The sequence below is a fragment of the Phycicoccus sp. Soil803 genome (assembly GCF_001429685.1).
Taxonomy (GTDB): Bacteria; Actinomycetota; Actinomycetes; order Actinomycetales; family Dermatophilaceae; genus Pedococcus.
Genome location: NZ_LMST01000001.1, coordinates 349,609 through 372,097, shown reverse-complemented (window position 1 = coordinate 372,097; position 22,489 = coordinate 349,609). Strand labels below are relative to the sequence as shown.

The 22,489-nt window shown below is 71.1% G+C and carries 23 protein-coding genes; 11 read left to right on the top strand and 12 right to left on the bottom strand.

Annotated features, from left to right (window positions below):
• Positions 1-47: 47 nt before the first annotated feature.
• The 3 genes from ASG95_RS01715 to ASG95_RS01705 are packed head-to-tail and all read left to right on the top strand — an operon-like array spanning position 48 to position 2,325.
• Positions 48-947 (top strand): glutamate-cysteine ligase family protein, encoded by a 900-nt coding sequence (locus tag ASG95_RS01715; RefSeq protein ID WP_057376331.1) that lies wholly within the window; start codon positions 48-50, stop codon positions 945-947.
• Positions 944-1,930, top strand: coding sequence for a glutathione synthase (gene gshB, locus ASG95_RS01710; protein WP_057376330.1), 987 nt, complete (start codon positions 944-946; stop codon positions 1,928-1,930). Before ASG95_RS01715 ends, gshB begins: the two co-directional genes overlap by 4 nt.
• Entirely contained in the window at positions 1,927-2,325 is a 399-nt protein-coding gene (locus tag ASG95_RS01705; RefSeq protein ID WP_057376329.1) for an MAPEG family protein, read from the top strand. Before gshB ends, ASG95_RS01705 begins: the two co-directional genes overlap by 4 nt.
• 70 nt (positions 2,326-2,395) lie before the next feature.
• Here the strand turns inward: ASG95_RS01705 and ASG95_RS01700 are convergent, their stop codons facing one another.
• Positions 2,396-3,085, bottom strand: a complete 690-nt coding sequence (locus ASG95_RS01700; protein ID WP_057376328.1) for a TetR/AcrR family transcriptional regulator — start codon at positions 3,083-3,085, stop codon at positions 2,396-2,398.
• An 89-nt stretch (positions 3,086-3,174) separates the two neighbouring features.
• On the opposite strand from ASG95_RS01700, the gene ASG95_RS01695 reads away from it, so the two are divergent.
• The 4 genes from ASG95_RS01695 to ASG95_RS01680 all read left to right on the top strand — a co-directional run bounded on the left by ASG95_RS01695 (position 3,175) and on the right by ASG95_RS01680 (position 6,764).
• On the top strand, positions 3,175-3,618 hold the full coding sequence (locus ASG95_RS01695; RefSeq protein WP_162259342.1) for an SRPBCC family protein: 444 nt from the start codon (positions 3,175-3,177) through the stop codon (positions 3,616-3,618).
• A gap of 84 nt (positions 3,619-3,702) precedes the next feature.
• Complete coding sequence (locus ASG95_RS01690; RefSeq protein WP_057376326.1) at positions 3,703-5,076, top strand: pyridine nucleotide-disulfide oxidoreductase; 1,374 nt, start codon at positions 3,703-3,705, stop codon at positions 5,074-5,076.
• Between the two features lie 84 nt (positions 5,077-5,160).
• Entirely contained in the window at positions 5,161-5,736 is a 576-nt protein-coding gene (locus tag ASG95_RS01685; RefSeq protein ID WP_057376325.1) for a GNAT family N-acetyltransferase, read from the top strand.
• Positions 5,737-5,810: 74 nt separating this feature from the next.
• On the top strand, positions 5,811-6,764 hold the full coding sequence (locus ASG95_RS01680) for a carbon-nitrogen hydrolase family protein (RefSeq protein WP_057376324.1): 954 nt from the start codon (positions 5,811-5,813) through the stop codon (positions 6,762-6,764).
• A 13-nt stretch (positions 6,765-6,777) separates the two neighbouring features.
• Here the strand turns inward: ASG95_RS01680 and ASG95_RS01675 are convergent, their stop codons facing one another.
• The 3 genes from ASG95_RS01675 to ASG95_RS01665 all read right to left on the bottom strand — a co-directional run bounded on the left by ASG95_RS01675 (position 6,778) and on the right by ASG95_RS01665 (position 8,770).
• The gene (locus ASG95_RS01675; RefSeq protein ID WP_157581681.1) at positions 6,778-7,080 is read right to left on the bottom strand and encodes a hypothetical protein; all 303 of its coding nucleotides are present in this window, start codon (positions 7,078-7,080) and stop codon (positions 6,778-6,780) included.
• Positions 7,081-7,182: 102 nt separating this feature from the next.
• A complete protein-coding gene (locus ASG95_RS01670) occupies positions 7,183-7,815 on the bottom strand; it encodes an FMN-binding negative transcriptional regulator (protein ID WP_057376322.1) in 633 nt (210 codons plus the stop codon).
• A 4-nt stretch (positions 7,816-7,819) separates the two neighbouring features.
• Positions 7,820-8,770 (bottom strand): DMT family transporter, encoded by a 951-nt coding sequence (locus ASG95_RS01665; protein ID WP_057376321.1) that lies wholly within the window; start codon positions 8,768-8,770, stop codon positions 7,820-7,822.
• Here ASG95_RS01665 and ASG95_RS01660 point away from each other — a divergent pair.
• Complete coding sequence (locus ASG95_RS01660) at positions 8,769-10,184, top strand: PLP-dependent aminotransferase family protein (RefSeq protein WP_057376320.1); 1,416 nt, start codon at positions 8,769-8,771, stop codon at positions 10,182-10,184. The genes ASG95_RS01665 and ASG95_RS01660 overlap by 2 nt on opposite strands.
• A 44-nt stretch (positions 10,185-10,228) precedes the next feature.
• Here ASG95_RS01660 and ASG95_RS01655 read toward each other — a convergent pair whose 3' ends face one another.
• The 3 genes from ASG95_RS01655 to ASG95_RS01645 all read right to left on the bottom strand — a co-directional run bounded on the left by ASG95_RS01655 (position 10,229) and on the right by ASG95_RS01645 (position 11,806).
• Complete coding sequence (locus ASG95_RS01655; protein WP_057376319.1) at positions 10,229-10,420, bottom strand: hypothetical protein; 192 nt, start codon at positions 10,418-10,420, stop codon at positions 10,229-10,231.
• Positions 10,421-10,535: 115 nt separating this feature from the next.
• A complete protein-coding gene (locus tag ASG95_RS01650; RefSeq protein ID WP_057376318.1) occupies positions 10,536-11,234 on the bottom strand; it encodes a hypothetical protein in 699 nt (232 codons plus the stop codon).
• A complete protein-coding gene (locus ASG95_RS01645) occupies positions 11,231-11,806 on the bottom strand; it encodes a DUF6584 family protein (protein ID WP_157581680.1) in 576 nt (191 codons plus the stop codon). The genes ASG95_RS01650 and ASG95_RS01645 overlap by 4 nt, the downstream gene beginning before the upstream one ends.
• Before the next feature lie 227 nt (positions 11,807-12,033).
• Between ASG95_RS01645 and ASG95_RS01640 the strand changes: the two genes are divergently transcribed.
• On the top strand, positions 12,034-13,911 hold the full coding sequence (locus tag ASG95_RS01640; RefSeq protein WP_057378668.1) for an acyl-CoA dehydrogenase: 1,878 nt from the start codon (positions 12,034-12,036) through the stop codon (positions 13,909-13,911).
• Between the two features lie 212 nt (positions 13,912-14,123).
• On the opposite strand, the gene ASG95_RS21550 is transcribed toward ASG95_RS01640, so the two are convergent.
• Positions 14,124-14,894, bottom strand: a complete 771-nt coding sequence (locus ASG95_RS21550) for a CHAP domain-containing protein (RefSeq protein WP_162259341.1) — start codon at positions 14,892-14,894, stop codon at positions 14,124-14,126.
• A 185-nt stretch (positions 14,895-15,079) separates the two neighbouring features.
• Complete coding sequence (locus tag ASG95_RS01630) at positions 15,080-15,346, bottom strand: DUF6458 family protein (RefSeq protein WP_157581679.1); 267 nt, start codon at positions 15,344-15,346, stop codon at positions 15,080-15,082.
• Between the two features lie 258 nt (positions 15,347-15,604).
• Here ASG95_RS01630 and ASG95_RS01625 point away from each other — a divergent pair, with 258 nt between their 5' ends.
• Entirely contained in the window at positions 15,605-16,819 is a 1,215-nt protein-coding gene (locus ASG95_RS01625; protein WP_057376316.1) for a DUF222 domain-containing protein, read from the top strand.
• Between the two features lie 15 nt (positions 16,820-16,834).
• Here ASG95_RS01625 and ASG95_RS01620 read toward each other — a convergent pair whose 3' ends face one another.
• Genes ASG95_RS01620 through ASG95_RS01610 form a run of 3 tightly spaced genes read right to left on the bottom strand, consistent with a single transcriptional unit; the run spans position 16,835 to position 21,521 of the window.
• Positions 16,835-18,676, bottom strand: coding sequence for an NHL domain-containing thioredoxin family protein (locus ASG95_RS01620; protein WP_057376315.1), 1,842 nt, complete (start codon positions 18,674-18,676; stop codon positions 16,835-16,837).
• Positions 18,676-19,506 (bottom strand): carbon-nitrogen family hydrolase, encoded by an 831-nt coding sequence (locus tag ASG95_RS01615; RefSeq protein WP_369820347.1) that lies wholly within the window; start codon positions 19,504-19,506, stop codon positions 18,676-18,678. The genes ASG95_RS01620 and ASG95_RS01615 overlap by 1 nt, the downstream gene beginning before the upstream one ends.
• Positions 19,503-21,521 (bottom strand): cytochrome c oxidase assembly protein, encoded by a 2,019-nt coding sequence (locus ASG95_RS01610; protein ID WP_057376314.1) that lies wholly within the window; start codon positions 21,519-21,521, stop codon positions 19,503-19,505. Before ASG95_RS01610 ends, ASG95_RS01615 begins: the two co-directional genes overlap by 4 nt.
• Before the next feature lie 62 nt (positions 21,522-21,583).
• Here ASG95_RS01610 and ASG95_RS01605 point away from each other — a divergent pair, with 62 nt between their 5' ends.
• A complete protein-coding gene (locus ASG95_RS01605) occupies positions 21,584-22,438 on the top strand; it encodes a maleylpyruvate isomerase family mycothiol-dependent enzyme (RefSeq protein ID WP_082592252.1) in 855 nt (284 codons plus the stop codon).
• Positions 22,439-22,489 lie beyond the last annotated feature (51 nt).

The window sequence follows — 22,489 nt, the reverse complement described above, 5'->3', positions numbered from 1 at the left end:
ATCGGTAATTGGCCGCAGTGCAACTGCGGTGAAATAAAGGAGATCCGATGACTGAGTCAGCGCACCTGAGGGAAGCGGTCCAGCGGGCGTTCCGCCCCGCCACGGGACCCCGAACGATCGGCGTCGAGCTCGAGATGCACGTGCGCGGCGGCATACCGGAGCTCGATGGTGAGCTGGCTCGTCGCGGGCACCCGACCCTCGAGCCCGGCGGGCAGCTGGAGCTGAGCCTGCCCCCGCAGCGGTCCATCCCCGCACTGCTCCGCGAGGTCGACTGGTGCCTCGCGACCGTCGGAGCCGCAACGGAAGTCGCGCTCACCGGCGTCGACCCGTGGCGATCACTCGACGACGTGCCGCTCACCCTCCAGACGCCGCGCTACCTCGCCATGCAAGAGCTGTTCGACCACGACGGCGACGCCGGGCGACGGATGATGCGGCTCACCGCGAGCCTGCAGGTGTGCGTCGACCTGCTGCCCGGCCGGGCCGGTCACGAGCAGTGGCTGGTCGCCAACCTCGCAGGGCCGGCACTGGTCGCGGCCTACGGCGGCGACCGCGCACGCACCCGCATCTGGCAGGGGATCGACCCGGCCAGGACCGGGTACGACGGGCGCCACCTCGACGTGCACGACCCGATCGGGGCGTATGCCGCGTTCACCGGCGCCGCCGCGCGCCTCGCCATCGCGGAGGCGGCCGACGACGGCTACCACCTGAACACGCTCTTCCCGCCGGTCCGGCCGCGCGGTGGCTACCTCGAGCTCCGCTACCTCGACTCCCAGCGACCGACCGCCGAGCTGCTCGGCACCATCTGGGCGCTGATGTACGGCCCGGACACGCGCCGTCGGGCGCTCGAGCACCTGCGACCCACCCTCCCGACCTACTGGGACCAGTGGCAGTCGGCCGACCCGACGGCGCTCCTGGAGGCCGTCAACGACAAGGAGGTGGCGGCGTGAAGACGCTCTTCGTGATCGACCCGCTCGACCGGCTCGATGCCTCCCTCGACACCAGCATCGGCCTGATGCACGCCGCGCAGGAGCTCGGCGTCGAGGTGTGGGCTGCCGAGGCGCGGCAGCTCGAGGTCGTCGGCGGGCGCCCCATGGCTCGGGCACGGGCGCTGAAGCTGGCGCCCTCGACGCCGGCCGACGGCTGCCGGTGGACCGTTCCCGATCCCTGGTACGACGCCGGCCCCGAGGAGCAGCTGCGGATCGACGACGTGGCCGCGGTGTTCCTGCGCCTCGAACCGCCCGTCGACCTCGACTTCCTTGCGGCGACCCACGTGCTCGACCTCGTGGGCAGGACAGCCAGCGCAGACGCCCCCACCGCGATGGTCAACGACCCCAGGGGTTTGCGTGCCTGCAGCGAGCACCTGCTCGGGCTGTCGTTCCCCGACCTCGTGCCACCGACCGTCGTCACCGCGAACGCCGAGACGATCAGGCACTTCCTGGCCGAGCACGAGCGCATCGTCGTCAAGCCAGTTGACGGCTTCAGCGGACGTGGCGTCTTCCTCGTGTCGCGCAGCGACCCCAACCTCGCATCGATCGTCGAATCCTCCACGCACAGTGGGCAAAGGGCGGTCGTCGTGCAGCCCTACCTGCCGGAGGTCGAGGCCGGCAACAACCGGATCTACCTCCTCGACGGCGTGGCGGTCGGCGCCAGCCTGCGGCACCCGGTGCCGGGTGACTTCCGCATCGTCAGCCCCGACGGGCCGGCCGAGCTCACCGACCGTGACCTCGAGATCGTCGCGCGGCTCGCCCCGACCCTGCAGCGAAACGGCCTGCGCTGCGTCGGCCTCGACATCATCGGCGAGCACCTCATCGAGGTCAACGTGACCTCACCCGGCGCGCTCCGCAAGGCCGATGCCCTGCTCGGCACGACCTACTGTGCCGACCTCGTCTCACACGTACTCACCCACCCCACGTGGAAGGAACCGTCATGACCACAGCCATCATCTGCTCGGCCGTCCTGGCCGCCTCGATCTTCGTCCTCGGATTCAACGTCTCGCTCAACCGTGGCTACGCCGCGAAGCGCGGAAGCAGCCAGATGCCAACGGATCCCGCGGACCCGCTGCTGATCGCGCAGCGGGCCCACGGCAACGCGGCGGAGTACGTGCCGACCCTCATCGCGCTGTTCCTGCTCGTCGGCTGGCAGTCCCCGCAGCCGTGGGCCCAGGGCCTCATCGTCCTGGCGACCGCCTCGCGACTCCTGCACGCCGTGTCGATGCTCCGCAGCGCCACCCTCGCTGCCGAGTCCGCGCCGCGGATGACCGGAGCGATGGGCACCTATGCGTTCGGGCTCGCCCTCGCCGTCACCGCCGGCGTCGCGGCGATCTAGCCAGTACACCAACCACGACCCAGTCCGTGCATGAGCCACTGGCCGCGCCAGCACCCCGAGCCGATGCTGCCTACGTCGTCATCTGCTGGCTGTAGGACAGGTCTGCATAGGCGCTGGGCGCCAGGCGTGGGCGTCGCAGCAGCTGCTGGGCCAGGGTCGTGAGCAGCCAGGCCTTGTACTCCGGCACGCTCCAGTGGGCGCGCGTGACGAGGTTGGTGAAGACGTCGTGGCCAACGATCGTGACGACCACGTCGGTGGCACGGTCGGGGTCGAGCCCCGGACGCAGCGCACCCAGCTCGTCCAGCCGAGCGACCATGCGGGCCTGGCCGGCTCGCCGGCCGGCGGCCACTCCCGCCCAGTAGCGGTCGACGTGCGGATCTGACACGGCAGCAGCGACCGCCGGCCAGAGCGGCGCGGCCCGCACGAAGATGTCGGCTCCGTGTTCCACCGCCAGTGCGAGGAGCCGGTGACCCGACGTCGCCGCGAGCATCTCGCCCACCCACGCGCGCTGCGCGACGGGGGCGACCTCCTCGTCACCCGCGGCGGTGGCCTCGACCAGCTCGCAGAGCAGCTGCCCTTTGGAGCGGAACGTGTAGTAGAGCGTCTGGACCGCGACCCCTGCGTGGTCGGCGATACGGTCCATCGTGGTCTCGGCGTAGCCATCCCGGATGAAGAGCTCGCCAGCGCTGTCGAGCATCCGGCGGCGAGTCAGTCGCGCCCGCTCAGCCCGGGTGGTCGCTGCCCCCTTGACCATGGCCATGGGCGAGAGTTTACTAGAGATGTCACTAGTGAGTGCTCTAGTGAATGGCGGCTCTGGTGACAATGGCTTTCCATCGGGAGGTGGGCGCAATGCCGGAAATCAGGAACTCGGTGATCCTGGCCTGTACGCCGGAGGTGGCGTTCGACTACCTCTCGGACCATCGAGCGGAGCTCGACTGGAACCCCAAGTGCCAGAGCATGGAGAAGCTCACCGACGGCCCGGTGGGCCTGGGGACGCGGTTCCGGGCCAAGTGGAAGGGCAGCCCCTACATCGAGATGGAGACGGTGACGTTCGACCGGCCGCGCAGCTGGACGATGCACAACGGCGGCCCGTTGGAGGTGACCTTCAGCTGTCGCCTCGCACCGGTCCCGGAAGGCACTCGTCTGGACGTTGTCTTCGCACCGACCCCGCACGGCTGGCTTCGGCTGGTCCTCCCGCTGTTCCTGGTGATGCTGCGACGCGACGAGAAGGCGAACATGGGCCACCTGGCTCGTGTCGTCCGGCGAAGGGCCGAGGCGGCACCGGCAGCCTGACCAGCTCCAGGCCGGGCCGCATCCGTCAACGCCTCATCCATCTGCAGCATGGACGAGCCGCCCACTCGGTGACAGCGTGGATGCATGACGCGCACCCTCGAAGTCGACTACCTCGTCGTCGGCGCCGGCGCCATGGGCATGGCTTTCACGGATTCGCTGGTCGACCACGCCGCTGACGTCCGCGTCGCGCTGGTCGACCGCCGCCACGGCGTCAGTGGCCACTGGCTCGCCGCCTACCCGTTCGTCCGGCTGCACCAGTCCTCCGCCTTCTACGGGGTCGCGTCGACCCTGCTCGGCGGCGGCCAGCTGCAGCAGCGCGGGCCCGAGAAAGGACTGCAGGAGCGCGCCAGCCAGCCGGAGATCTGCGCCTACTACGCCAAGGTCCTCGACCGCCTGGTCGACACCGGCCGCGTCGAGTTCTTCCCCAACAGCGAGTATGCCGGTGACCGCAGCTTCACCTCGCGCGTCTCCGGCGAGCGGTTCGAGATCGGTCCCGGGTGCCGGGTGGTCAACGCCCGCTACCTGGCCCCGAGCATCCCCGCCGAGAAGGCAGCCCCGTTCGGCGTCGCCGACGACGTGCGGCTCATCCCCGTCAACGAGCTGGCGCAGCTCGACGAGGCGCCCAGCCAGTATGTCGTCGTGGGGGCCGGCAAGACCGCGACCGACGCCTGCATCTGGCTGCTCGCGAGGGGCGTCGCCCCTGACTCGATCTGCTGGGTGCGGGCCCGCGAACCGTGGATGTACAACCGCGCCCACATCCAGCCCGACCCCGCGATCTTCCTGGGCGCGAGCGCCGACATCGTGGAGGCGGCGGTCGGCGCTGAGACCCTCGACGAGGTGATGCTGAGGCTCGAGGAGCGCGACGTCGTGTTGCGCATCGACCGCACGGTCACACCGACCATGGCCAAGACGCCGACGCTGGCCACCTGGGAGCTCGACCAGCTGCGCACCCTCGAGAACGTCGTGCGGCTCGGGCACCTCCAGACCGTCGACCGCGGCCGGCTCACCTTCGGGGACGCATCGGTGGCCATCCACAAGGACGCCCTCGTCGTGCACTGCGCCGCCGACGGCCTGAAGTACCCCGGGCGCGTCCCCGTCTGGCGTCCCGACGTCATCACGCTCCAGGCGATCAGGGCCGGCTTCCCCTCCTTCGGTGCGGCCGTGACCGGCTACATCGAGGCGACCCGCGACGACGACGACGAGAAGAACCGGATCTGCTCCCCGTCGGTCTACGGGAACTCGTTGCAGGAGTGGGCCCAGATGATCGTCTTCGGGAGTCGCAACGCCGCGGCCTACACCGCCGAGCCGGACATCAAGGAGTGGGCCACCGGCGTCGCCCTCAACCCGGCGCGCACCCCTCCGGGCTACGTCCCGTCGCAGGCGCTCGACGACGCCACCGAGCGTCTCGCGAAGTACGGTCCGCCTGGGATCGCCCGCCTCGCGGAGCTGATGGGCTAGCCGTTCGCTCGCGCTGGCCGAGCACCTCGCCACCTTCTGGCACTGACCTCACGCGACGGGTTGGCCGGTGGCGCACAATGGACCGTGCCCAGAGAGCTCTCCGACGTCGAATGGCCGGTGTCCACAGCGCGACTGACGCTTCGAAGGGCGACGGTCGACGACGCCGATGCCGTTCTGTCGTACCGCAGCTCGTCACTGGTGACCGAGTGGCTCGGCGAGCCGCCGGAGGACTTCCACGAGCGGTTCGCCGCGCCCGAACGACTCGACCTGTTGCTCGTCATCGAGCGCGATGGAGCGGTCATCGGCGACCTGATGATCAAGATCGGAGACGTGTGGGCGCCTCCCCAGCTGACGGATCGGGCCAAGGGCGTCCAGGCCGAGCTCGGGTGGGCCCTGCGACCGGAGGAGACCGGCCAGGGCTACGCGACCGAGGCGGTCGAGGCAGCGCTGCGGATCTGCTTCGAGGACCTGGGGCTGCACCGCGTGACCGCGGACTGCTTCGTCGGCAACGCCCCCTCCTACCGGCTGATGGAGCGGGTGGGCATGCGGCGTGAACAGCACGCCGTCAAGGACGCCCTGCACCCTTCAGGGGAGTGGATGGACGGCTATCTCTACGCGCTGCTGGCCGAGGAGTGGCGCGTCCGCCAGGACCACCCTTGACCGCGGACCGGGGCAGGGTCATCGTCTGAGTGGTCGGAGCAGGGAGCCGCACTTCGCAGGACTGGAGGCCGGAGATGGCCACGCTGACCGTTGCAGCCGTGCAGGCGGCATACGTCCTCATGGATCGTGCGGCGACGCTCGCCAAGGTCGAGGCGCTGCTGGCCAGCCCAGAGGTGCGTGCAGCGGACCTGGTCGTGTTCCCTGAGGCCTTCGTGCCGGGCACGCCGATCTGGATCGACGGGGTGCCGATCTGGGACGGCGACGAGAAGTGGTTCGAGCTGCTGGCCGACCAGGCGGTGGTCGTGCCGAGCGACGCGACCCGGCGGATGGGCGCGGCGGCCAAGGAGGCCGGCGTCTACCTCGTCATCGGGATCGACGAGCGCGAGCCGACCGGCAGCACGATCTACAACACGGTGCTCTACTTTGCTCCCGACGGCTCACTGATGGGCAAGCACCGCAAGCTGATGCCGACGGGCTCGGAGCGCACCGTCTGGGGCATGGGCGATGGCTCGACGCTCGACACCTACGCGACGTCGTTCGGGCGGCTCGGCGGGCTGATCTGCTGGGAGAACTACATGCCGCTCGCGCGGTTCTACCTCTACTCGCAGGGCGTCGACGTCTGGGTCGCACCGACCCTCGCGCAGGGTGACGGCTGGGTCGCGACGATGCGCCACATCGCCCGGGAGGGCCGCTGCTTCGTGATCGGCGTGAACCCCTGTGTGCGCGTCGACCAGATCCCGGAGGACTTCCCCGACCGCGACCGGGTGTGGCGCGTGGACGCCGACGACCCAGCGTGGGTGGAGCCCGGCAACACCGTCATCGTCGGGCCGAACGGCGAGGTCCTCGCGGGACCGTCGCGCCACGAGGAGGCAGTGCTCGTCGCCGAGCTCGACCTCGGGAAGGTCAAGTCAGCACGGCGGATGTTCGACCCGGTGGGCCACTACCACCGCCCCGACGTGTTCCGGCTGGCCGTCGACACCGCACCGCGCCCGGTGGTCACGACGTTCTCCGGCCACCTCGACTCCTGAACCGCGAGCAGGGCTAGAAGCTCAGCAGGCCCTCCATGAGCAGGCTCAGGTACACGTAGAGGGCGACCAGGGCCAGGTGGAAGAGCCCGGCCAGGAGGGCGGCGACCCTCCATCCCACGCGGCTTTCCCGGATGAAGCCCATGACGGCCGCGACGAGTCCCACCATGGAGATCGGGAACTCGACCGCACCAGCGACCTGCCCCAGCAGGATCGGCAGGAACGCGCCGACCGGGACCGCCGCCACGCACACCACCGCGATGGGCGCCCACCAGGTCGGCTCGATGCGAAAGCGGCCGGTCGTCGTCAGTTGGCTCAAGGCGGTCCCCCCACGGCGTCGGTCTCGCGGCGAGCCCGCGCCCACCGGGTGGCGATCCTGCCATCCCGCACCGCAGGGGGACCTCCCCCGAACGGGCCGGGTTCATCCGCGGTGCAGCACTCCTGTCCGCATCTGCTCGGCGACGGCGTGGGCGTCGGGTGACGTCTCGGCGTCCAGCCCCGCGATGACCCCGGCGCGGTCGGCGTCGGACCGGTTCTGGCTGAGCTTGGCCTTGCCCTCCACGCGCTCCACCGCGAACTCGAGCCCGACGATGGCCCGCAGCTGGCCGCTGATGTACCTCTCGGGCGCATCCGTGCGGTGCCACGGCGCCTCGCGATGCCCCTCGTGGTGCTCGACCAGCTCGTCGAGCGCGCCCTCCAACCACTCGACGTCGTCGTGCACCGTAGCGCGCCCGGTGAGCTGGACGACCGAGTAGTTCCAGGTCGGCACGACCCGGCCGTGCTCGGCCTTGGCCGCGTACCAGGTCGGCGAGATGTAGGCCTGCGGCCCGGTCACGACGAGCAGCGCGGGCTGGTCGGCACCGATCGCCTTCCAGTGGTCGTTGGCCCGGGCGAAGTGGGCGATGACGGTGTCACCGCGCCAGACCACCGGCAGCAGCGTCGCCAGCGGGTAGCCGTCGGCCCCGGTCGTGACCAGCTGCGCCGAGCCGATCTCCGCGACCATCGCGCGGATCGTCGGCTCGTCGTCCAGGGCATTGACGTGCGGCACGTACATGGCGTCAGTCTCCTCTCCCCGCACCGGGCAGCGTGGGGATGCCGAGTCGCACCCGCACGGCCGCGCCGGCACACGCGATCACGACCAGTCCACCGACGACCGTGGTCCAGGTCAGCTCCTCGCCCAGGAGGAGCGCCGCCCACGAGATGGACAGGACCGGCTGGACGAGCTGGACCTGGCTCACGTGGGCCATCGGGCCGATCGCGAGTCCGTGGTACCAGGCGAAGAAGCCGAGGAACATGCTGACGACGCCGAGGTAGGCGAAGGCCGCCCACTGCACGCCGGTGGCCGACGGAGCGTGGTGGCTGATGGACAGGACAGCCAGGACGACCATCAGCGGCGAGCAGAGCACGAGCGCCCACGACACGGTCTGCCACGCGCCGAGCTCGCGGGCGAGCAGCCCACCCTCGGCGTAACCGATCGCGGCAGCCACCACCGCCCCGAACAGCAGCAGGTCCGACCAGCGCAGCTGGCCCAGACCGCCCCACTGGGCCGACGCGAAGCCCATCGCGGCGAGTGCGCCGACCATCGCGATGACCCAGAACGACACGGGCGGGCGCTCGTGCCCGCGCAGCACGGCCGTCGTGGCGGTGGCTGTCGGGAGCAGGGCGATGACGACCGCGCCATGGCTCGCGGGAGCGGTGGTCAGCGCATAGGACGTCAGCAGCGGGAAGCCGATGACGACCCCGGCGCCCACGACGGCGAGCCGCGTCCACTGCCGACCACGCGGCACACGCTGGCGGGTCGCCGCGAGCGCGACGGCGGCGAGGACGGCAGCCATCACAGCGCGACCGGACCCGATGAAGAGGGGCGACAGGCCGCCGACCGCCACGCGCGTGAACGGGACCGTGAACGAGAAGGCTGCTACTCCGACCAGGCCCCACCAGAGGCCCACCGAGGCACGAGTGGGTAGCACCAGCGGTGCGGGGAGAGTAGCGCTACTATGCTGCGTCATGAACGACGATAGCAGTTCACGGATCGCTGCGGCACTGCGTGACTGGATCGCGGACGCCCCGCCCGGCGCGCGGCTGCCGTCGACCCGCACCCTCGTCGCGCGCCACCAGGCCAGCCCGGTCACCGTGCAGCGGGCACTGCGCGAGCTGACCGCGCAGGGGTTGGTCGAGAGCCGGCCGGGGGTCGGCACCTTCGTGCGGGCCGTGCGGACTGCGCGGCCCTCCGACTACGGCTGGCAGACCGCGGCACTGCGGGCACCCCAGTCGCGCACCCCTGCGGTCTCGACCGCGATGCGCAGCGCGCCCAACGACGTCATCGCCCTGCACTCCGGCTATCCCGAGCGCGAGCTGCTGCCCGAGCGGCTGGTGCGGTCCGCCCTCACCCGCGCGGTGCGCGGGGACACGACGCTGTCCAGGCCGCCGGTCGCGGGGCTGCCCGAGCTCCAGTCGTGGTTCGCCCACGAGCTCGGGGCGGCGAGCCCGGTCGGCGTCACGCCGCCCTCGCCCAGCGACGTCATCGTGCTGCCGGGCAGCCAGAGCGGCCTGAGCTCGCTCTTCCGAGCCCTGGTCGCCGTCGGTCAGCCGGTGCTCATGGAGTCGCCGACCTACTGGGGGGCCATCACCGCCGCGGCCCAGGCGGGGGTGCGGGTGGTGCCAGTGCCGTCGGGGCCGGACGGGCCGGACCCCGACGAGCTGGCCCGGGCCTTCGAGGAGAGCGGTGCACGCGTCTTCTACGGGCAGCCCAACTACGCGAACCCGACCGGCGCGCAGTGGTCGGTCGAGCGCGCTGAGCAGGTGCTGGAGGTGGTGCGCACCCACGGGTCGTTCCTCGTCGAGGACGACTGGGCCCACGACTTCGGGATCACCTCCACGCCCAGACCCGTTGCGGCGCACGATGATTCGGGCCACGTGATCTACCTGCGCTCGCTCACCAAGAGCGTCTCTCCCGCGCTGCGCATCGCTGCCGTCATCGCCCGTGGCCCCGCGCGTGAGCGGATCCTGGTGGACCGCGGCGCCGACTCGATGTACGTCAGCGGCCTGCTCCAGGCCGCCGCACTGGACGTGGTCACCCAGCCGGCCTGGCAGACCCACCTGCGCAGCGTCCGCGAGCAGCTCCGAGCCCGTCGCGACCTGCTGCTCGACAGCCTCCACACCCACGCCCCACAGGCCCACGTGGAGCAGGTGCCGACGGGAGGTCTCAACCTCTGGGCCCGCCTGCCCGACGGCACCGACCTCATCGACCTCGTGACCCGCTGCGAACGGGGTGGTCTGCTCATCGCGCCGGGCACCGAGTGGTTCCCGGCCGAGCCGGCCGGTCCGTTCCTGCGGCTCAACTACAGCGGCCCCAACCCCAGCGCCTTCCCCGACGCCGCGCGGATCCTCGGCCAAGCCCTGGAGCTCCCCGGTTCGAGGTGAACGCGCCGGAGAATCCCGGCGGGTTCACCTCGAAGGCCGCCAGGTCAGGCAGAGCGGCGCAGTGCGGCGACGGCGGGCAGGTCGTCGAGGGCCGAGAAGACCGCGGTGTCGCAGACCGTGCAGCAGAACCCACCGGGCAGCTCGTCGACGACCGGCACGAGGATGCGCTCGCCCAGGCACACGTCGCACCAGGCCTGGACTGCGCGGAGCAGCAGCACGTCCGAGAGGTTGTCCATGCCCCGAGGGTGACACGGGGCACCGACAGGGCGAAGCACCCACGCCGCAGCCGCGCAGCGTCAGTTACGCAGCGTCAGTCAGGCAGCGTCACTCACGGCAGGTCAGTCCCCCCGGTCAGTCGAACCGGCCGGTGACGACGAAGGGAGCGGCCAGATCGGTGTTGTCGACGACCAGGTCGGCGCGCGTCCACGGGGAGCGCTGCTCGAAGTAGGTGCGCTGGGCCCCGACGTAGCGCTGCATGGACGGGTCCTCGGGGTCGGGCGAGGTGCCGTCGCGCTCCGCCATCCGCGCGGCGGTCTCCTCGAACGGCACGTCCAGCCAGATCGCGAGCTCGAAGCAGCCCTCCAGCTCGGCCCGCTGCAGGAACAGCCCGTCGACCAGCACCACCGAGCCGGCCGGTGCGTGCGAGGCAGGACCGGTCAGCACCTCGTCGGTCTCGAGGTCGTGGCCCCGCGGCCGGTAGTCCCGCGAGCCACCCGGCCCGAGCGGGTCGAGCACCTCGGCCCGCAGCCGCGGGTAGTCGTAGGAGTCGAGCCAGAAGCCTTCCGGCGACGTGCGGCCCCGGGCGTAGCGGAGCTCGCGCACCTGGTGCCAGTCGTCGGCACTGACCCGCACCACCGACCGGCCACGCGCGGCCAGCTCTGCGGCGAGCTCGTCCGCGAAGACCGTCTTGCCCGACCCGTCGACCCCGTCGACCGCCACCCGCACGCAGTCCTCCCCCACCGCGACGGGCACGGAGTCGGCCACCTGCGCCACCACTGCCGGCCGCACCAGTGGCGGACCTCCCACGCTGACCGAGGGCTCGCCGCTCATCCGGGCACCAGCCAGCCGAGCACGGTGACGAGCCCGATCACGGCGCACGCCACGAACAGCACGCCCAGGGCGAGGGCGATGACCGTGGCCGCGTCGGTGCCCTCACCGGAGTCGTCCGCCGAGGAGGCGCGGGCCTGGCCCGGCCGTGGCTGTCCCGGCAGTGCCGGGCTGCTCGCCCCACCGGCCCCGCCGGAGCTGCCGACCTGCTCGGCGCGGCGCCGCAGCGCGTCCACCCGCTTGTTGCCCTCGAGCTCGCGCACCGACCGCGGCAGGCTGCTCCACATCTGGGCGAAGTGGTCCCCGTGCCGCTCGCGCCACGCCTCGACCGACTCGTCGACGTCCTTGCCGCGCCGGGTCGTGCCGAACCACGCCGCCCCCGCTGCCGGCAGGTCGCGCATGGCGTAGCTCACCTCACCGAGCAGCTCCAGCGCCTCCGCGTCGTACTCCGCGGCAAGGTGGCCGACCAGCCGCTCGCGCGCCTTCCACTCCCGACCCGCCTCGAGGTCGGCGCGGGCCCGCTGCACGGCGCCACTGGACTGGCTCGCGGGCTGCTCCTGCGGTTCCTCGCTCACCCTCGTGAGTATGCCGCGTGGCCGCCAACCGGCGCCCGGGCACCTCCCGTGCGGGCCCGGCATACCCGATCGCCCTGCTCCGGGTGGTCCGTTTGGTGGGGAATCCCACAGACGCCTTGCATTCGTTACTCGTCAGTAGCATCATGGATGTTACCGGCCAGTACACGCTGCTGGTACAGGACGAACGCACGACGACAACGACGTTTCGAGACGTGGAGGTGCCCGCGATGGGCCACTACAAGAGCAACCTGCGCGACCTGGAGTTCAACCTCTTCGAGGTCTTCGGCCGCGGCGAGGTGCTGGGTCAGGGCCACTACTCGGAGGTGGACCAGGACACCGCCCGCGAGATGCTCAAGGAGGTGTCGCGCCTCGCCGAGCACGAGCTGGCCGAGTCCTTCTCGGACGCCGACCGCAACCCGCCGGTCTACGACCCGCAGACCTACTCGGTGACCATGCCCGAGTCGTTCAAGAAGAGCTACCAGGCGTACGTCGACTCCGGCTTCTGGAGCGTCGACGTGCCGGCCGAGCTCGACGGCACCGTCGCTCCCCCCAGCCTCAAGTGGGCCATGAACGAGATGGTGCTCGGCGCCAACCCGGCGATCGCGATGTTCGCGGCCTCCTACTCGTTCGCCAACCTCCTCTACATCCTCGGCAACGACGAGCAGAAGAAGCTCGCCCACTGGATCGTCGAGAAGGGCTGGCACTGCACGATGGTGCTGACCGAGCCCGATGCCGGCTCCGACGTGGGCGCCGGCCGCACCAAGGCCACCGAGAACGCCGACGGCACCTGGAACGTCACGGGCGTCAAGCGGTTCATCACCTCCGGTGAGTCCGACATGACCGACAACGTCATCCACTTCGTGCTGGCCCGCCCCGAGGGCGCCGGGCCCGGCACCAAGGGACTGTCGCTCTTCATCGTCCCGAAGTTCCAGATCGACCTCGAGACCGGTGAGCTGGGCGAGCGCAACGGCGCCAACGTCACCAACCTCGAGCACAAGATGGGCCTCAAGGTCTCCACGACCTGCGAGATCACGTTCGGCGACAAGGCGCCCGCAGTCGGCACCCTGCTCGGCGACACCCACGACGGCATCGCGCAGATGTTCCGCGTCATCGAGCACGCGCGCATGCTGGTGGGCACCAAGGCGATCTCGACCCTGTCGACCGCGTACCTCAACGCGCTCGACTACGCCAAGGAGCGCGTCCAGGGCGCCGACCTGACGCAGCAGACCGACAAGGCCGCGCCGCGCGTCACGATCACCCACCACCCCGACGTCCGCCGCTCGCTGATGACGCAGAAGGCCTACGCCGAGGGCCTGCGCGCCCTGGTGATGTACACCGCGACCCAGCAGGACACCGTCCACCAGGCCTTCCTCGAGTCCGGCTCCGAGGCGATCGCCGCAGACACGCCGGCCGAGATGGCCAACCGGGTCAACGACCTGCTGCTCCCCATCGTCAAGGGCGTCGGCTCCGAGCGCGCCTGGGTGCTGCTCGGCACCGAGTCGCTCCAGACCCTCGGCGGCTCCGGCTTCCTGCAGGAGTACCCGATCGAGCAGTACATCCGCGACGCGAAGATCGACACCCTCTACGAGGGCACCACCGCCATCCAGGGCCTCGACTTCTTCTTCCGCAAGATCATCCGCGACAAGGCCCAGGCCCTCTCCCACGTGGCCTTGCAGGTGCAGGAGTTCGCCAAGGACCTCGGGGCCGACGGCGGGCGCCTCGACACCGAGCGCGAGCTGCTCGGCAAGGGCCTCGAGGACGTCCAGGGCATCCTCGGCTACATGGTCGGTGAGCTGATGAAGTCCGACCCGCGGCAGGACGGTGGCGACGTCACCAACCTCTACAAGGTCGGCCAGAACACCTCCCGCCTCCTGTTGTCCGCCGGCGACCTCATCATCGGCTGGCTGTTGCTGCGACAGGCCTCGGTGGCCGCCAAGGCCCTTGGGGCGGAAGGTGTTTCGGCCAAGGACCGCGACTTCTACGAGGGCAAGATCGCCGCCGCGTCGTTCTTCGCGCGCAACGTCCTGCCGAAGATCGCGGCCGAGCGCCAGATCGCCGAGTCGACCGACAACGCGCTGATGGACGTCCCCGAGTCCGCCTTCTGACGCGTCCCTCACTGCACCACGCAGGTATGCCGCGTGGTCCCAGCACGACCGAAGGGCTGGCTTCCCCTGGAAGCCAGCCCTTCGGCATACCTGCCCTGCGTCTGGACAGAGTCGTGGTCCCGCCCTCCCCTCCGGGGACGAGCGCACTCACCAGTGGTTCGGATCAGCGAGCCAAACGGATGTCTCAGCCTGACGGCTGACCGGGCGTCCGTCTACGTGAAGCGGATGAAGTCGCTGAACTGCTCGCTGCCGGTGCCCTTCGTGGCGCGGCGGTAGCTGTAGGTGTCGGAGCGCACGTGGTTGTACTCCTCCACCATGAAGCTGCCGTCGCTGTTGACCTTGGCGACGTAGGCGACGTGGCCCCAGGTGCCGCTGCTGCGGACCGCGATGTCGCCGACCCGGGGGGACTTGTAGACCGGGATGCCCGCGGCGCGGGCGGCGTTGTCCCAGTGCTCGGCGTTGCCCCAGTGCTGGCCCTTGTAGGAGTTGGAGAAGGCGACCCCGAGGTTGTGGCGCACCCGCCAGGCGGCGAAGGAGGTGCACTGGCCCTTGTAGAAGTTCCACGGGTCGACGCCGGAGGTGGCGCCGCGGTAGGGGTAGTCGTCCTTGATCGCGCCGGTCGGGGCCGGGGTGCTGCCCCCGCACCTGGGGGCGACGAAGCCGTCCCGACCGGTGTAGACGTAGGCGTCGGAGACGTAGCGGCCGGTGCCGATCTTGTCCCAGATGTTCGAGGTGCCGTAGGTGCCCTTGACGGTCGTGCCGTAGGTCTGGCAGCGGATGTCGACCCTGGTGCCCTTGGCGATCGTGGTCACGGCCTGGTAGCCGGTGCCCGGGCCGGAGCGGACCGTGAGGGTGGCCCCGCTGGTCCGGATCGTGCCCGTGGCCGCGTCGGCGATGGCCGCGCCACCGGCGACGACCGAGAGGCCGAGGGCCCCGGCGAGGGCCAGCCGGACCGGCTTCTGGCTGAGGGTGAGTGAGCGCATTGCGTTCTCCTGCTTCGTGTTTCGGATCGGCCCGTCCCCCTGGTGGAACCGGCTGCTGATGACGAAGGTAGGAACGTGGCGTGCACCCGTCGATGGGGAGCACTACCCGCGCGGGCGCTGCACGCACGACGGGGCGGAGGGGAGCTCTCCCCTCCGCCCCGTGGCGGTGAAACTGCGGGTGTGCGTCAGACGCGACCGTCACGGTCGACGTCGACCTCGTCGACCTGCGTGCCGGTGGCCGGGTCGGTGTGGCTGACCCGGCGGGCCGAGTAGCCACCACCACCGACACCACGACGGTTCGTCACGACGAGTGAGAGCAGGATCGCGAGGAGGCCGGCGGCCATGCAGATCCAGCCGATCACCTCGAGGTTGACCACGTCGGTGGACGCGTTGAGTGCGAAGGTGAGGATCGCACCGACGACGATCAGGAAGATGCCGAGTCCGATGTACATGCTTCACTCCTGGGGGATTGCGGGCACTGGTCGCCCGTTGCCTCGACTCTATCCGCCGAAAGGCCCTGACCTGCGGCAACGCGGCGCATTCTTCGCATACCGACCCCGGGTCCAGCAGCCCCTTCCGGGCTCGGGCCGGGCTTGGGGGTCGGGCTCGGCCGGCTCGGCCACCCAGTGCGACGCACCTGACCATCTTTCTGGCCAGCTTCCTGTGGATCGTGCTTGTCTTCGAACATGTGTTCGACTACAGTTGCCTACATGTCCTCAGCCGCCGCCCTCCACACCGTCCCACTCGGGACGGTCGAGGTGCTGCGCGAGGTCGACGAGGCACTTGATCGCCTGCCGCACGGCGACGTGGTCGGGGCCGCCGATGCCAGCGCCGCCCTGAGCATGGCGGACAAGGTGATCACGCGGTTGCAGGCGGTGCGGCTCTCGCTGGTCGCGGAGGCCGACCGGTCCGAGGTGGCGTCCGAGTCGGGGATGACCGGCACCGGTGCCTGGCTGGCTGCCCGCACGCGACGCGAGGGGAGCCAGGCAGCGCGCGACGTCCGCCTTGCGACCGCCCTGGACAACGGCCTCGACGCCACCCGGGAGGCGCTGGCCGCCGGTGCGGTGTCGACCGAGCACGCCCAGGTGATCGCGACGGCAACCGCCCAGCTGCCGGAAGGCCTCGATGCCACGGAGCGCACCGCGATCGAGACCGCGCTGGTGCGCCGGGCCAAGCTCGTCGACCCCGGCACCCTGCGTCGCGACGGCCGACGGGCGCTGGCCGCGGTCGAGCGGTCGCAGGCGGAGGTCGACGCCCACGAGGACCAGGTCCTGCGCACCCAGGAGGACGAGGCGCTGGCGAAGTCGCGCCTCACCTGGCACCAGAACGGCGACGGCACGACCAGCGGCCACTTCACCCTGCCCACCCTCGCCGCGGCGACCCTCGTCAAGACGGTCCAGCAGATCGCCTCGCCGCGGCGGTTCGCCCAGCAGGCGGCCAAGGCAGCGAGGGCGGCCGGTGCCACGACCGCTGCCGAGGTCGCCGACGCCACCTGGGACGCCTTCCGCGCCGCCGACGGCGACTGGGCGCACCGTTACGGCTCCGCCTTCGTGGAGCTGCTCGAGCACCTGCCCACCGACACCCTCTCGGGCAAGGTCGCTGCGACGGTGGTCGTGACGGTCGACCACGAGCAGCTCAAGGCATCGCTCGGAGCGGCGCACCTCGACACCGGCCACGACCTCTCAGCCAGCGAGGCGCGACGGCTCGCCTGCAACGCGGGCATCGTCCCGGCGGTGCTGGGGGGCAGGTCGGTGCCGCTCGACCTCGGTCGGCAGGAGCGCTTCTTCACCGAGGCGCAGCGGGTCGCGCTCGCGGTGCCGTTGTGCGGACACCATCACCGCCGAGCGCACGATCCCCGCTACTGGCACCGGGTCGACACCGATGCCCAAGGGAAGAAGTCCGTCATCTACTCCCGGCGGAGCTGAGCCCTGGTGGGTCAGTCACGCTCCACGTAGGTCGAGATCGAGGCGATCGGTCGCGCCGTCGACCAGGACGACCGGGATGCCCCAGTCCTGTTGGTAGAGATGGCAGGCCGCGTGGTCGGGCACCTCACCGGTGACCGGGTCGCCGTCGCACGAGGCGGCCCGCACCGAGATGTGCAGCACCCCGTCCCCGGCCGCCGGGTCGAGCACCAGCGTGCGGGTCAGGCCCTGCGCGCTCCCGGCGCCGTCACGCAGGAGGCCCTCCGGGGTGGCCGAGACCATCAGCCGGGTCGGGTCGCCGTACCGGTGGTCGAGCTTCTGCCCGGTGGGCGGGGTGAAGTGGACGGTCAGGGTGAGCGCTCCGGGGGCGACCTCGGTGCGCGGGCGCTGGGTCTGGTGCGCGAGACCGTCGACGCGCTGGGCCTTGTCGGGCAACGGGATCCGCACCAGCTGGTGTGCGGCCGACTCGACCACGACGAGCACCGAGCCATCCGAGTCGTCGTCCGGCCCACTCTGCTCGACCACTGCGTCCGACGGCTCGAGCAGGCCGTGGGCGAGGGTGCTGACCTCCGACGTCGCGGGGTCGAACCGGCGGATCGCGCCGTTGTAGGTGTCGCTGATCGCCACCGACCCGTCGGGCAGCACGGTGACGCCCAGGGGGTGCTGGAGCAGCGCCTGGTCCGCGGGGCCGTCCCGGTGCCCGAAGTCGAACAGTCCCTGGCCGACGTGGGTGGTGACGACGAAACCCTCGTCGGTGACGTCGAGCGAGCGCAGCGCCGAGGTCTCGGAGTCGGCGACCCACAGGCGGGAGCCGTCCGGCGAGACGGCGAGCCCGGACGGCTGCGCGAACCACGCCTCGTCCGCGGCCCCGTCGCGAATCCCCTCTGCCGACGTGCCGCCCAGCACCGCGACCGTGTTGTCCTGGGGGTCGGTGGCCAGGTGCAGCGCCCAGAGCTGGTGGGTGCCTGCCATGGCGATGACCACCCGGTCGATGAACCAGGCGAGGTCCCAGGGCGTGGAGAGGTCCTGCTTGAGGGCGGGACCGCTGCCGGACCGTTCGCGGAGCTGGCGGCCGGTGCCGGCGAGCAGGATCCACTCGCCGTCGGCCAGCCGGAGTCCCTTGACCTGGTGGTGCACCGAGTCGGCCACGACCACGTCGTACCCCACCCGGTCGCCGGTGGCAGTCGGAAGCACGAGCACGCCCTGCGGCTCCGCGAGGTCCTCCGTGAACCGTCGTCGCTCGGTGACCAGGTCCGGCTCGAGCCAGACGAGCTCGTGGTGCGCGGTGTCGGAGACGAGGAACGACCCGTCGTCGAGGACTGCCGCTTTGCCGGGGAACCGCAGCGCGGTCTCGGGAGCCGGCGGCGCGGCATACGGGGAGTCGCCACGACGGAGGGTGCCCTTGGCTGTGTGCTCGGCCACGAGCTCCTCGACGAGGACCGCCAGTCCGTGCGCGTGCCCCTCACCGGACATCGACGCGACGATGTAGCCCTCGGGGTCGATGACGACGAGGGTGGGCCAGGCGCGGGCGGTGTAGGCCTGCCAGGTGATGAGGTCAGGGTCGTCGAGCACGGGGTGGTGCACGGAGTAGCGCTCGACGGCGGCCGCGAGGGCGTCCGGGTCGGCCTCGTGCTCGAACTTGGGCGAGTGCACCCCGATGAGCACCAGCGAGTCGCTGAACTTCTCCTCCAGCGGCCGCAGCTCGTCGAGGACGTGCAGGCAGTTGACGCAGCAGAACGTCCAGAAGTCGAGCACGACGATCCGGCCGCGCAGCTCCTCCAGCGACAGCGCCGCGCCGGCGGTGTTGAGCCAGCCGCGCCCGACCAGCGGTGGGGCCTTGAGCCGATGACTCGCGCGCATCAGAGCCGGCGGTCCTGGAGGACCGGGAACTGGTCGCGCCAGATGGTGATGGCGTCGAGGTCGACGTCGACGCTGAGCACCTGTTCGCCCGAGCCGGCCATCGCGAGCGCCTCACCGCTCGCCGAGATGACCTGCGAGTGGCCGCCCATCTCGGTGCCCGCGTGGGTGCCGCCGGTGTTGCAGGCGATCACGACGCACTGGTTCTCGATCGCTCGGGCGTGCGCCAGCAACGTCCAGTGCCGCACCCGCGCGGCCGGCCACGCGGCCGGCACGATGAAGACGGTGGCTCCGGCGTCGAGCTGGCGACGGTAGAGCTCAGGGAACCGCAGGTCGTAACAGGTCGACAGCCCCGCGCTGAAACCTTCTCGTTCGACCACGACGATGTCCTCGCCGGCGTCGAGCAGCTTCGGCTCCCCCGAGCCGAAGCCGAACCGGTGGATCTTGCGGTATGCCGCGACGAGCCCGCCGTCCGGACCGTAGAGGAGCGAGGTGTTCCAGAGGCCACGACCATCGGACCCCACCTCGCTCGAGCCTTCGTGGCCTGAGCTCGCTCGTTCGATGATCGAGCCGGCGTGGAGCAGCACCCCGGCGTCCCGGGCCGCGGCCGACATGGCCGACCCGATCGAGCCCTCGACGGGCTGCGCGCGGGAAGCCCACTCGCGGTAGGAGAACCCGCCCGGCGCCCAGAGCTCGGGCAGCACCACGAGGTCGTGGCCGGCCTGGGCGCGCACCAGCGCGGCGACCCGCTCGATCCGGTCGTCCATCGACTCGTCGTCGCCATACGCAATCTGGACCACGGCCACCCGCAGCACCGCATCCCGCACGTTCACTGCCGCCTCTCGTTTCGGCGCTTGAGCTCCTGCAAGTGTGCGTTGTACGCGGCCAGCTCCGCATCCCCGTCGCGGTCGGCCTGCCGGTCCTTGCGCTTGGTCTCGGCGCGGTCGGTGCGCACCCAGGCGACGGCGACGAGCAGGGTGAGGATGACGGTCGGCGCCTCCCCGATGCCCCAGGCGATCGCGCCGGCCTCGTGCTGGTTGCCGAGCGGGTTGGTCATCCACGGGAGCCGCACCAGCTCGAAGAAGCCCGGTGCGAGCAGCGTCGAGCTGCCGGTCATGACGACCCCGAAGAACGCGTGGAACGACATCGTCGCGAACAGCACGACGAGCAGCATCAGCGGTGGCCACTTCTTCGGGCCCGGGTCGATGCCGATGAGCACCCAGGTGAAGAGGTACCCGGTGAGCAGGAAGTGCACCATCATCAGGACGTGCCCGGTGTGGGTGCGCAGCGCGAGCTCGAACAGCGGCGAGTAGTAGAAGATCGCCAGGCTGAAGAAGAACAGCGCAGCCGCCACCACCGGGTTGGCGAACACCTTGAGCAGCCGCGAGTGGACGACCTGGAGGACCAGCTCGCGGGGTCCCCAGGTCTTGTCGGGGCGGGCCGGGAGGGCCCGTAGCGCGAGCAGGATCGGGGCCGCCGGCACCAGCAGGAGCGGCACCAGCATGGCGACGACCATGTGCATCACCATGTGCATCGAGAAGAGCACCCGACCGTAGACGCCCGGGGCACCCGAGGTCGCGTAGACGAAGACCGCCCAGCCGAGCACCCAGACCACGGTGCGGTGCAGCGGCCACGCGTCGCCCCGCTTCCTCAGTCGTTGCACCCCGGCGACGTAGAGCCCCACCGCGACGACCGCGAGGCTGAGCCAGAGCCAGTCGGTGGTCCACGAGGTCAGCCACGAGTCGCCGGTCAGCGGGCCGGGGTCGGGGTAGCCGGTCAGCGCGAACACCGGGGAGGGGTCGTCGACCGCGGTGTCCGGGACCGGCGGGGCGCTGCGCGCGAGCGCCACCGCGGTGCCCATCGCGATGCCCATGACCACGAGCTCGACGACGACGAGCCGCAGGAACGCCGCGGCCCGGCCGGCCCGCAGGCCGGCGAGCAGCGAGCGGCGGTGCCGCCACCCGGCATACCCGAGGAGCAGCAGGGCCGCCGTCTTGACCAGGAGCAGCACGCCGTAGCGGGTGCCCAGGTCGCTGAGCGGGCCGATCCGGATCAACGCGCTCTGCAGGCCCGACAGGGCCACCGCCCCGAAGCACCAGCCGGCCAGCGTCGAGTAGCGCGACGCGGTGGCGGCGAAGTCGTGGCTGCCCTTGTTGCTGCCCTCGGCGAGCAACGGCCGCAGCAGGGCGAGGGCCAGCAGGCCGCCGACCCAGACGGTCACCCCGACGAGGTGCACCGCGAGCGCGTTGACGGCGGTGCTGTGGTCGGTGGCTCCGGCCGCGTGCCCGGCGAGGGCCAGGGGCAGCACGCCCAGCACGGCGAGCAGGGACAGCCAAGCCATCGTGGCGCGGCTGTTCGCGACGAGCGCCCCGAGCGAGATCACCGCCGCGACCCCCGCGGTGACGAGCGCCACCCGGGTCGGCTCGTAGGACCACGCGAACGTCGTGAACTGCTGCCCGAAGGCCGGGTCGGTCAGCGGGATGCCGATCGAGTCGGCCATCGTGAGGGCCGCGCCGGCGGCGCCCGCGAGCGCCCACAGACCGGCGGCGATCCCGGCGAGCCGGGTGGCGATGAGGCGACGGTTCGTGCGGGTGGTCTCCGGCACGAGGTATGCCGCGTGGACCAGCAGCCCGATCGTCACCGCCGCAGCCAGGTCGTGGACCACTCGGGTGTAGAGGATGCCCCAGCGGACGAAGGCCCCGGGGTCGGCGACGACCGGTGCCGTCGCTGCCTCGCCGATGACCGCGGCGAGCGGCAAGGCCAGCACGGCTGCGACGCCGAGGGCCAGCAGCGGCACCCGGGCCGGCCCCAGGTCCGTGCTCCCGGCGGCCGCGACGGTGGAGGTCATGCGCACAGCCTAGGTAGCGAACTGTTCGACCGGGACAGAGCCCGTGCTCGTAGGGTGGGGGCATGCCTCTGCACCCGGCAGCACCCGAAGACCTGGCCGGACTCGTCGCGGCCTACCAGCAGACCACCCAGGCGGTGGTCGACCTCGGCCACTCCTGCTCGGATGCCGACTTCGCCCTGCCCACCGCGTGCCCGGGGTGGACCGTCAAGGACCAGATCTCGCACGTCGTCGGCCTCGAGTCGTGGCTGCACAGCGGCGACAACCCACGGGTCGAGCTGCCCGACTACGAGCACATCCACAACGCCGAGGGGAAGTTCCTCGAGCGGGCCGTGGAGATCCGGCGGCCGATGGTCGGCGCCAAGGTGGTCGCCGAGCTGGAGACCATTGCGGCGCAACGGGTGGAGCAGTTCACCGCCCCCGGCGTCACCCTCGACACCGTGGTGCGGGGCGCCTGGGGCCCGGCCCCGTTGAGCGAGAGCCTGCCCACCCGGATCCTCGACATCTGGACGCACGAGCAGGACATCCGCCAGGCGCTCGGTCGTCCCGGGGACCTGGACTCCGGTGGCGCCGTCGTCTTCATGCACCTGCTCTTCGCGTCATTGCCCAAGCTGATCGCCCGCAACGCCCAGATCCCGCCGGGCAACGTCGTCATCATCGAGAGCACCGGCCCCGTCGTCGGCCGGGCCGGCGTCTGGGTGGAGTCGAGCGACGACGGGAAGCCACGCGGCATACCGCTGTTCTCCGGTATCGCCCACGACGGCGACCCGGACGACGTGTTCACCACCATCACGCTCTCGACCGATGCGCTGACCCGGCGGGCCGCCGGGCGCGGCACCGTCGACGACATCCACTTCACCGTGCAGGGCGACGAGGCCGTCGCCCGCCAGGTGCTGCAGAACCTGGTGTTCGTTCCCTGAGAGCTTCTTCTGTTTGTTTGCCGCACACAACCATTTCGTGATACTTGTATG

What these genes read in the sequence shown, in the direction of transcription:
- ASG95_RS01715 (WP_057376331.1), top strand. Translation starts at nt 48, where the DNA reads ATGACTGAGTCAGCGCACCTGAGGGAAGCGGTCCAGCGGGCGTTCCGC.
- ASG95_RS01705 (WP_057376329.1), top strand. Translation starts at nt 1,927, where the DNA reads ATGACCACAGCCATCATCTGCTCGGCCGTCCTGGCCGCCTCGATCTTC.
- ASG95_RS01700 (WP_057376328.1), bottom strand. Translation starts at nt 3,085, where the DNA reads ATGGCCATGGTCAAGGGGGCAGCGACCACCCGGGCTGAGCGGGCGCGA.
- ASG95_RS01695 (WP_162259342.1), top strand. Translation starts at nt 3,175, where the DNA reads ATGCCGGAAATCAGGAACTCGGTGATCCTGGCCTGTACGCCGGAGGTG.
- ASG95_RS01690 (WP_057376326.1), top strand. Translation starts at nt 3,703, where the DNA reads ATGACGCGCACCCTCGAAGTCGACTACCTCGTCGTCGGCGCCGGCGCC.
- ASG95_RS01680 (WP_057376324.1), top strand. Translation starts at nt 5,811, where the DNA reads ATGGCCACGCTGACCGTTGCAGCCGTGCAGGCGGCATACGTCCTCATG.
- ASG95_RS01670 (WP_057376322.1), bottom strand. Translation starts at nt 7,815, where the DNA reads ATGTACGTGCCGCACGTCAATGCCCTGGACGACGAGCCGACGATCCGC.
- ASG95_RS01660 (WP_057376320.1), top strand. Translation starts at nt 8,769, where the DNA reads ATGAACGACGATAGCAGTTCACGGATCGCTGCGGCACTGCGTGACTGG.
- ASG95_RS01665 (WP_057376321.1), bottom strand. Translation starts at nt 8,770, where the DNA reads ATGACGCAGCATAGTAGCGCTACTCTCCCCGCACCGCTGGTGCTACCC.
- ASG95_RS01655 (WP_057376319.1), bottom strand. Translation starts at nt 10,420, where the DNA reads ATGGACAACCTCTCGGACGTGCTGCTGCTCCGCGCAGTCCAGGCCTGG.
- ASG95_RS01650 (WP_057376318.1), bottom strand. Translation starts at nt 11,234, where the DNA reads ATGAGCGGCGAGCCCTCGGTCAGCGTGGGAGGTCCGCCACTGGTGCGG.
- ASG95_RS01640 (WP_057378668.1), top strand. Translation starts at nt 12,034, where the DNA reads ATGGGCCACTACAAGAGCAACCTGCGCGACCTGGAGTTCAACCTCTTC.
- ASG95_RS21550 (WP_162259341.1), bottom strand. Translation starts at nt 14,894, where the DNA reads ATGCGCTCACTCACCCTCAGCCAGAAGCCGGTCCGGCTGGCCCTCGCC.
- ASG95_RS01630 (WP_157581679.1), bottom strand. Translation starts at nt 15,346, where the DNA reads ATGTACATCGGACTCGGCATCTTCCTGATCGTCGTCGGTGCGATCCTC.
- ASG95_RS01625 (WP_057376316.1), top strand. Translation starts at nt 15,605, where the DNA reads ATGTCCTCAGCCGCCGCCCTCCACACCGTCCCACTCGGGACGGTCGAG.
- ASG95_RS01620 (WP_057376315.1), bottom strand. Translation starts at nt 18,676, where the DNA reads ATGCGCGCGAGTCATCGGCTCAAGGCCCCACCGCTGGTCGGGCGCGGC.
- ASG95_RS01610 (WP_057376314.1), bottom strand. Translation starts at nt 21,521, where the DNA reads ATGACCTCCACCGTCGCGGCCGCCGGGAGCACGGACCTGGGGCCGGCC.
- ASG95_RS01605 (WP_082592252.1), top strand. Translation starts at nt 21,584, where the DNA reads ATGCCTCTGCACCCGGCAGCACCCGAAGACCTGGCCGGACTCGTCGCG.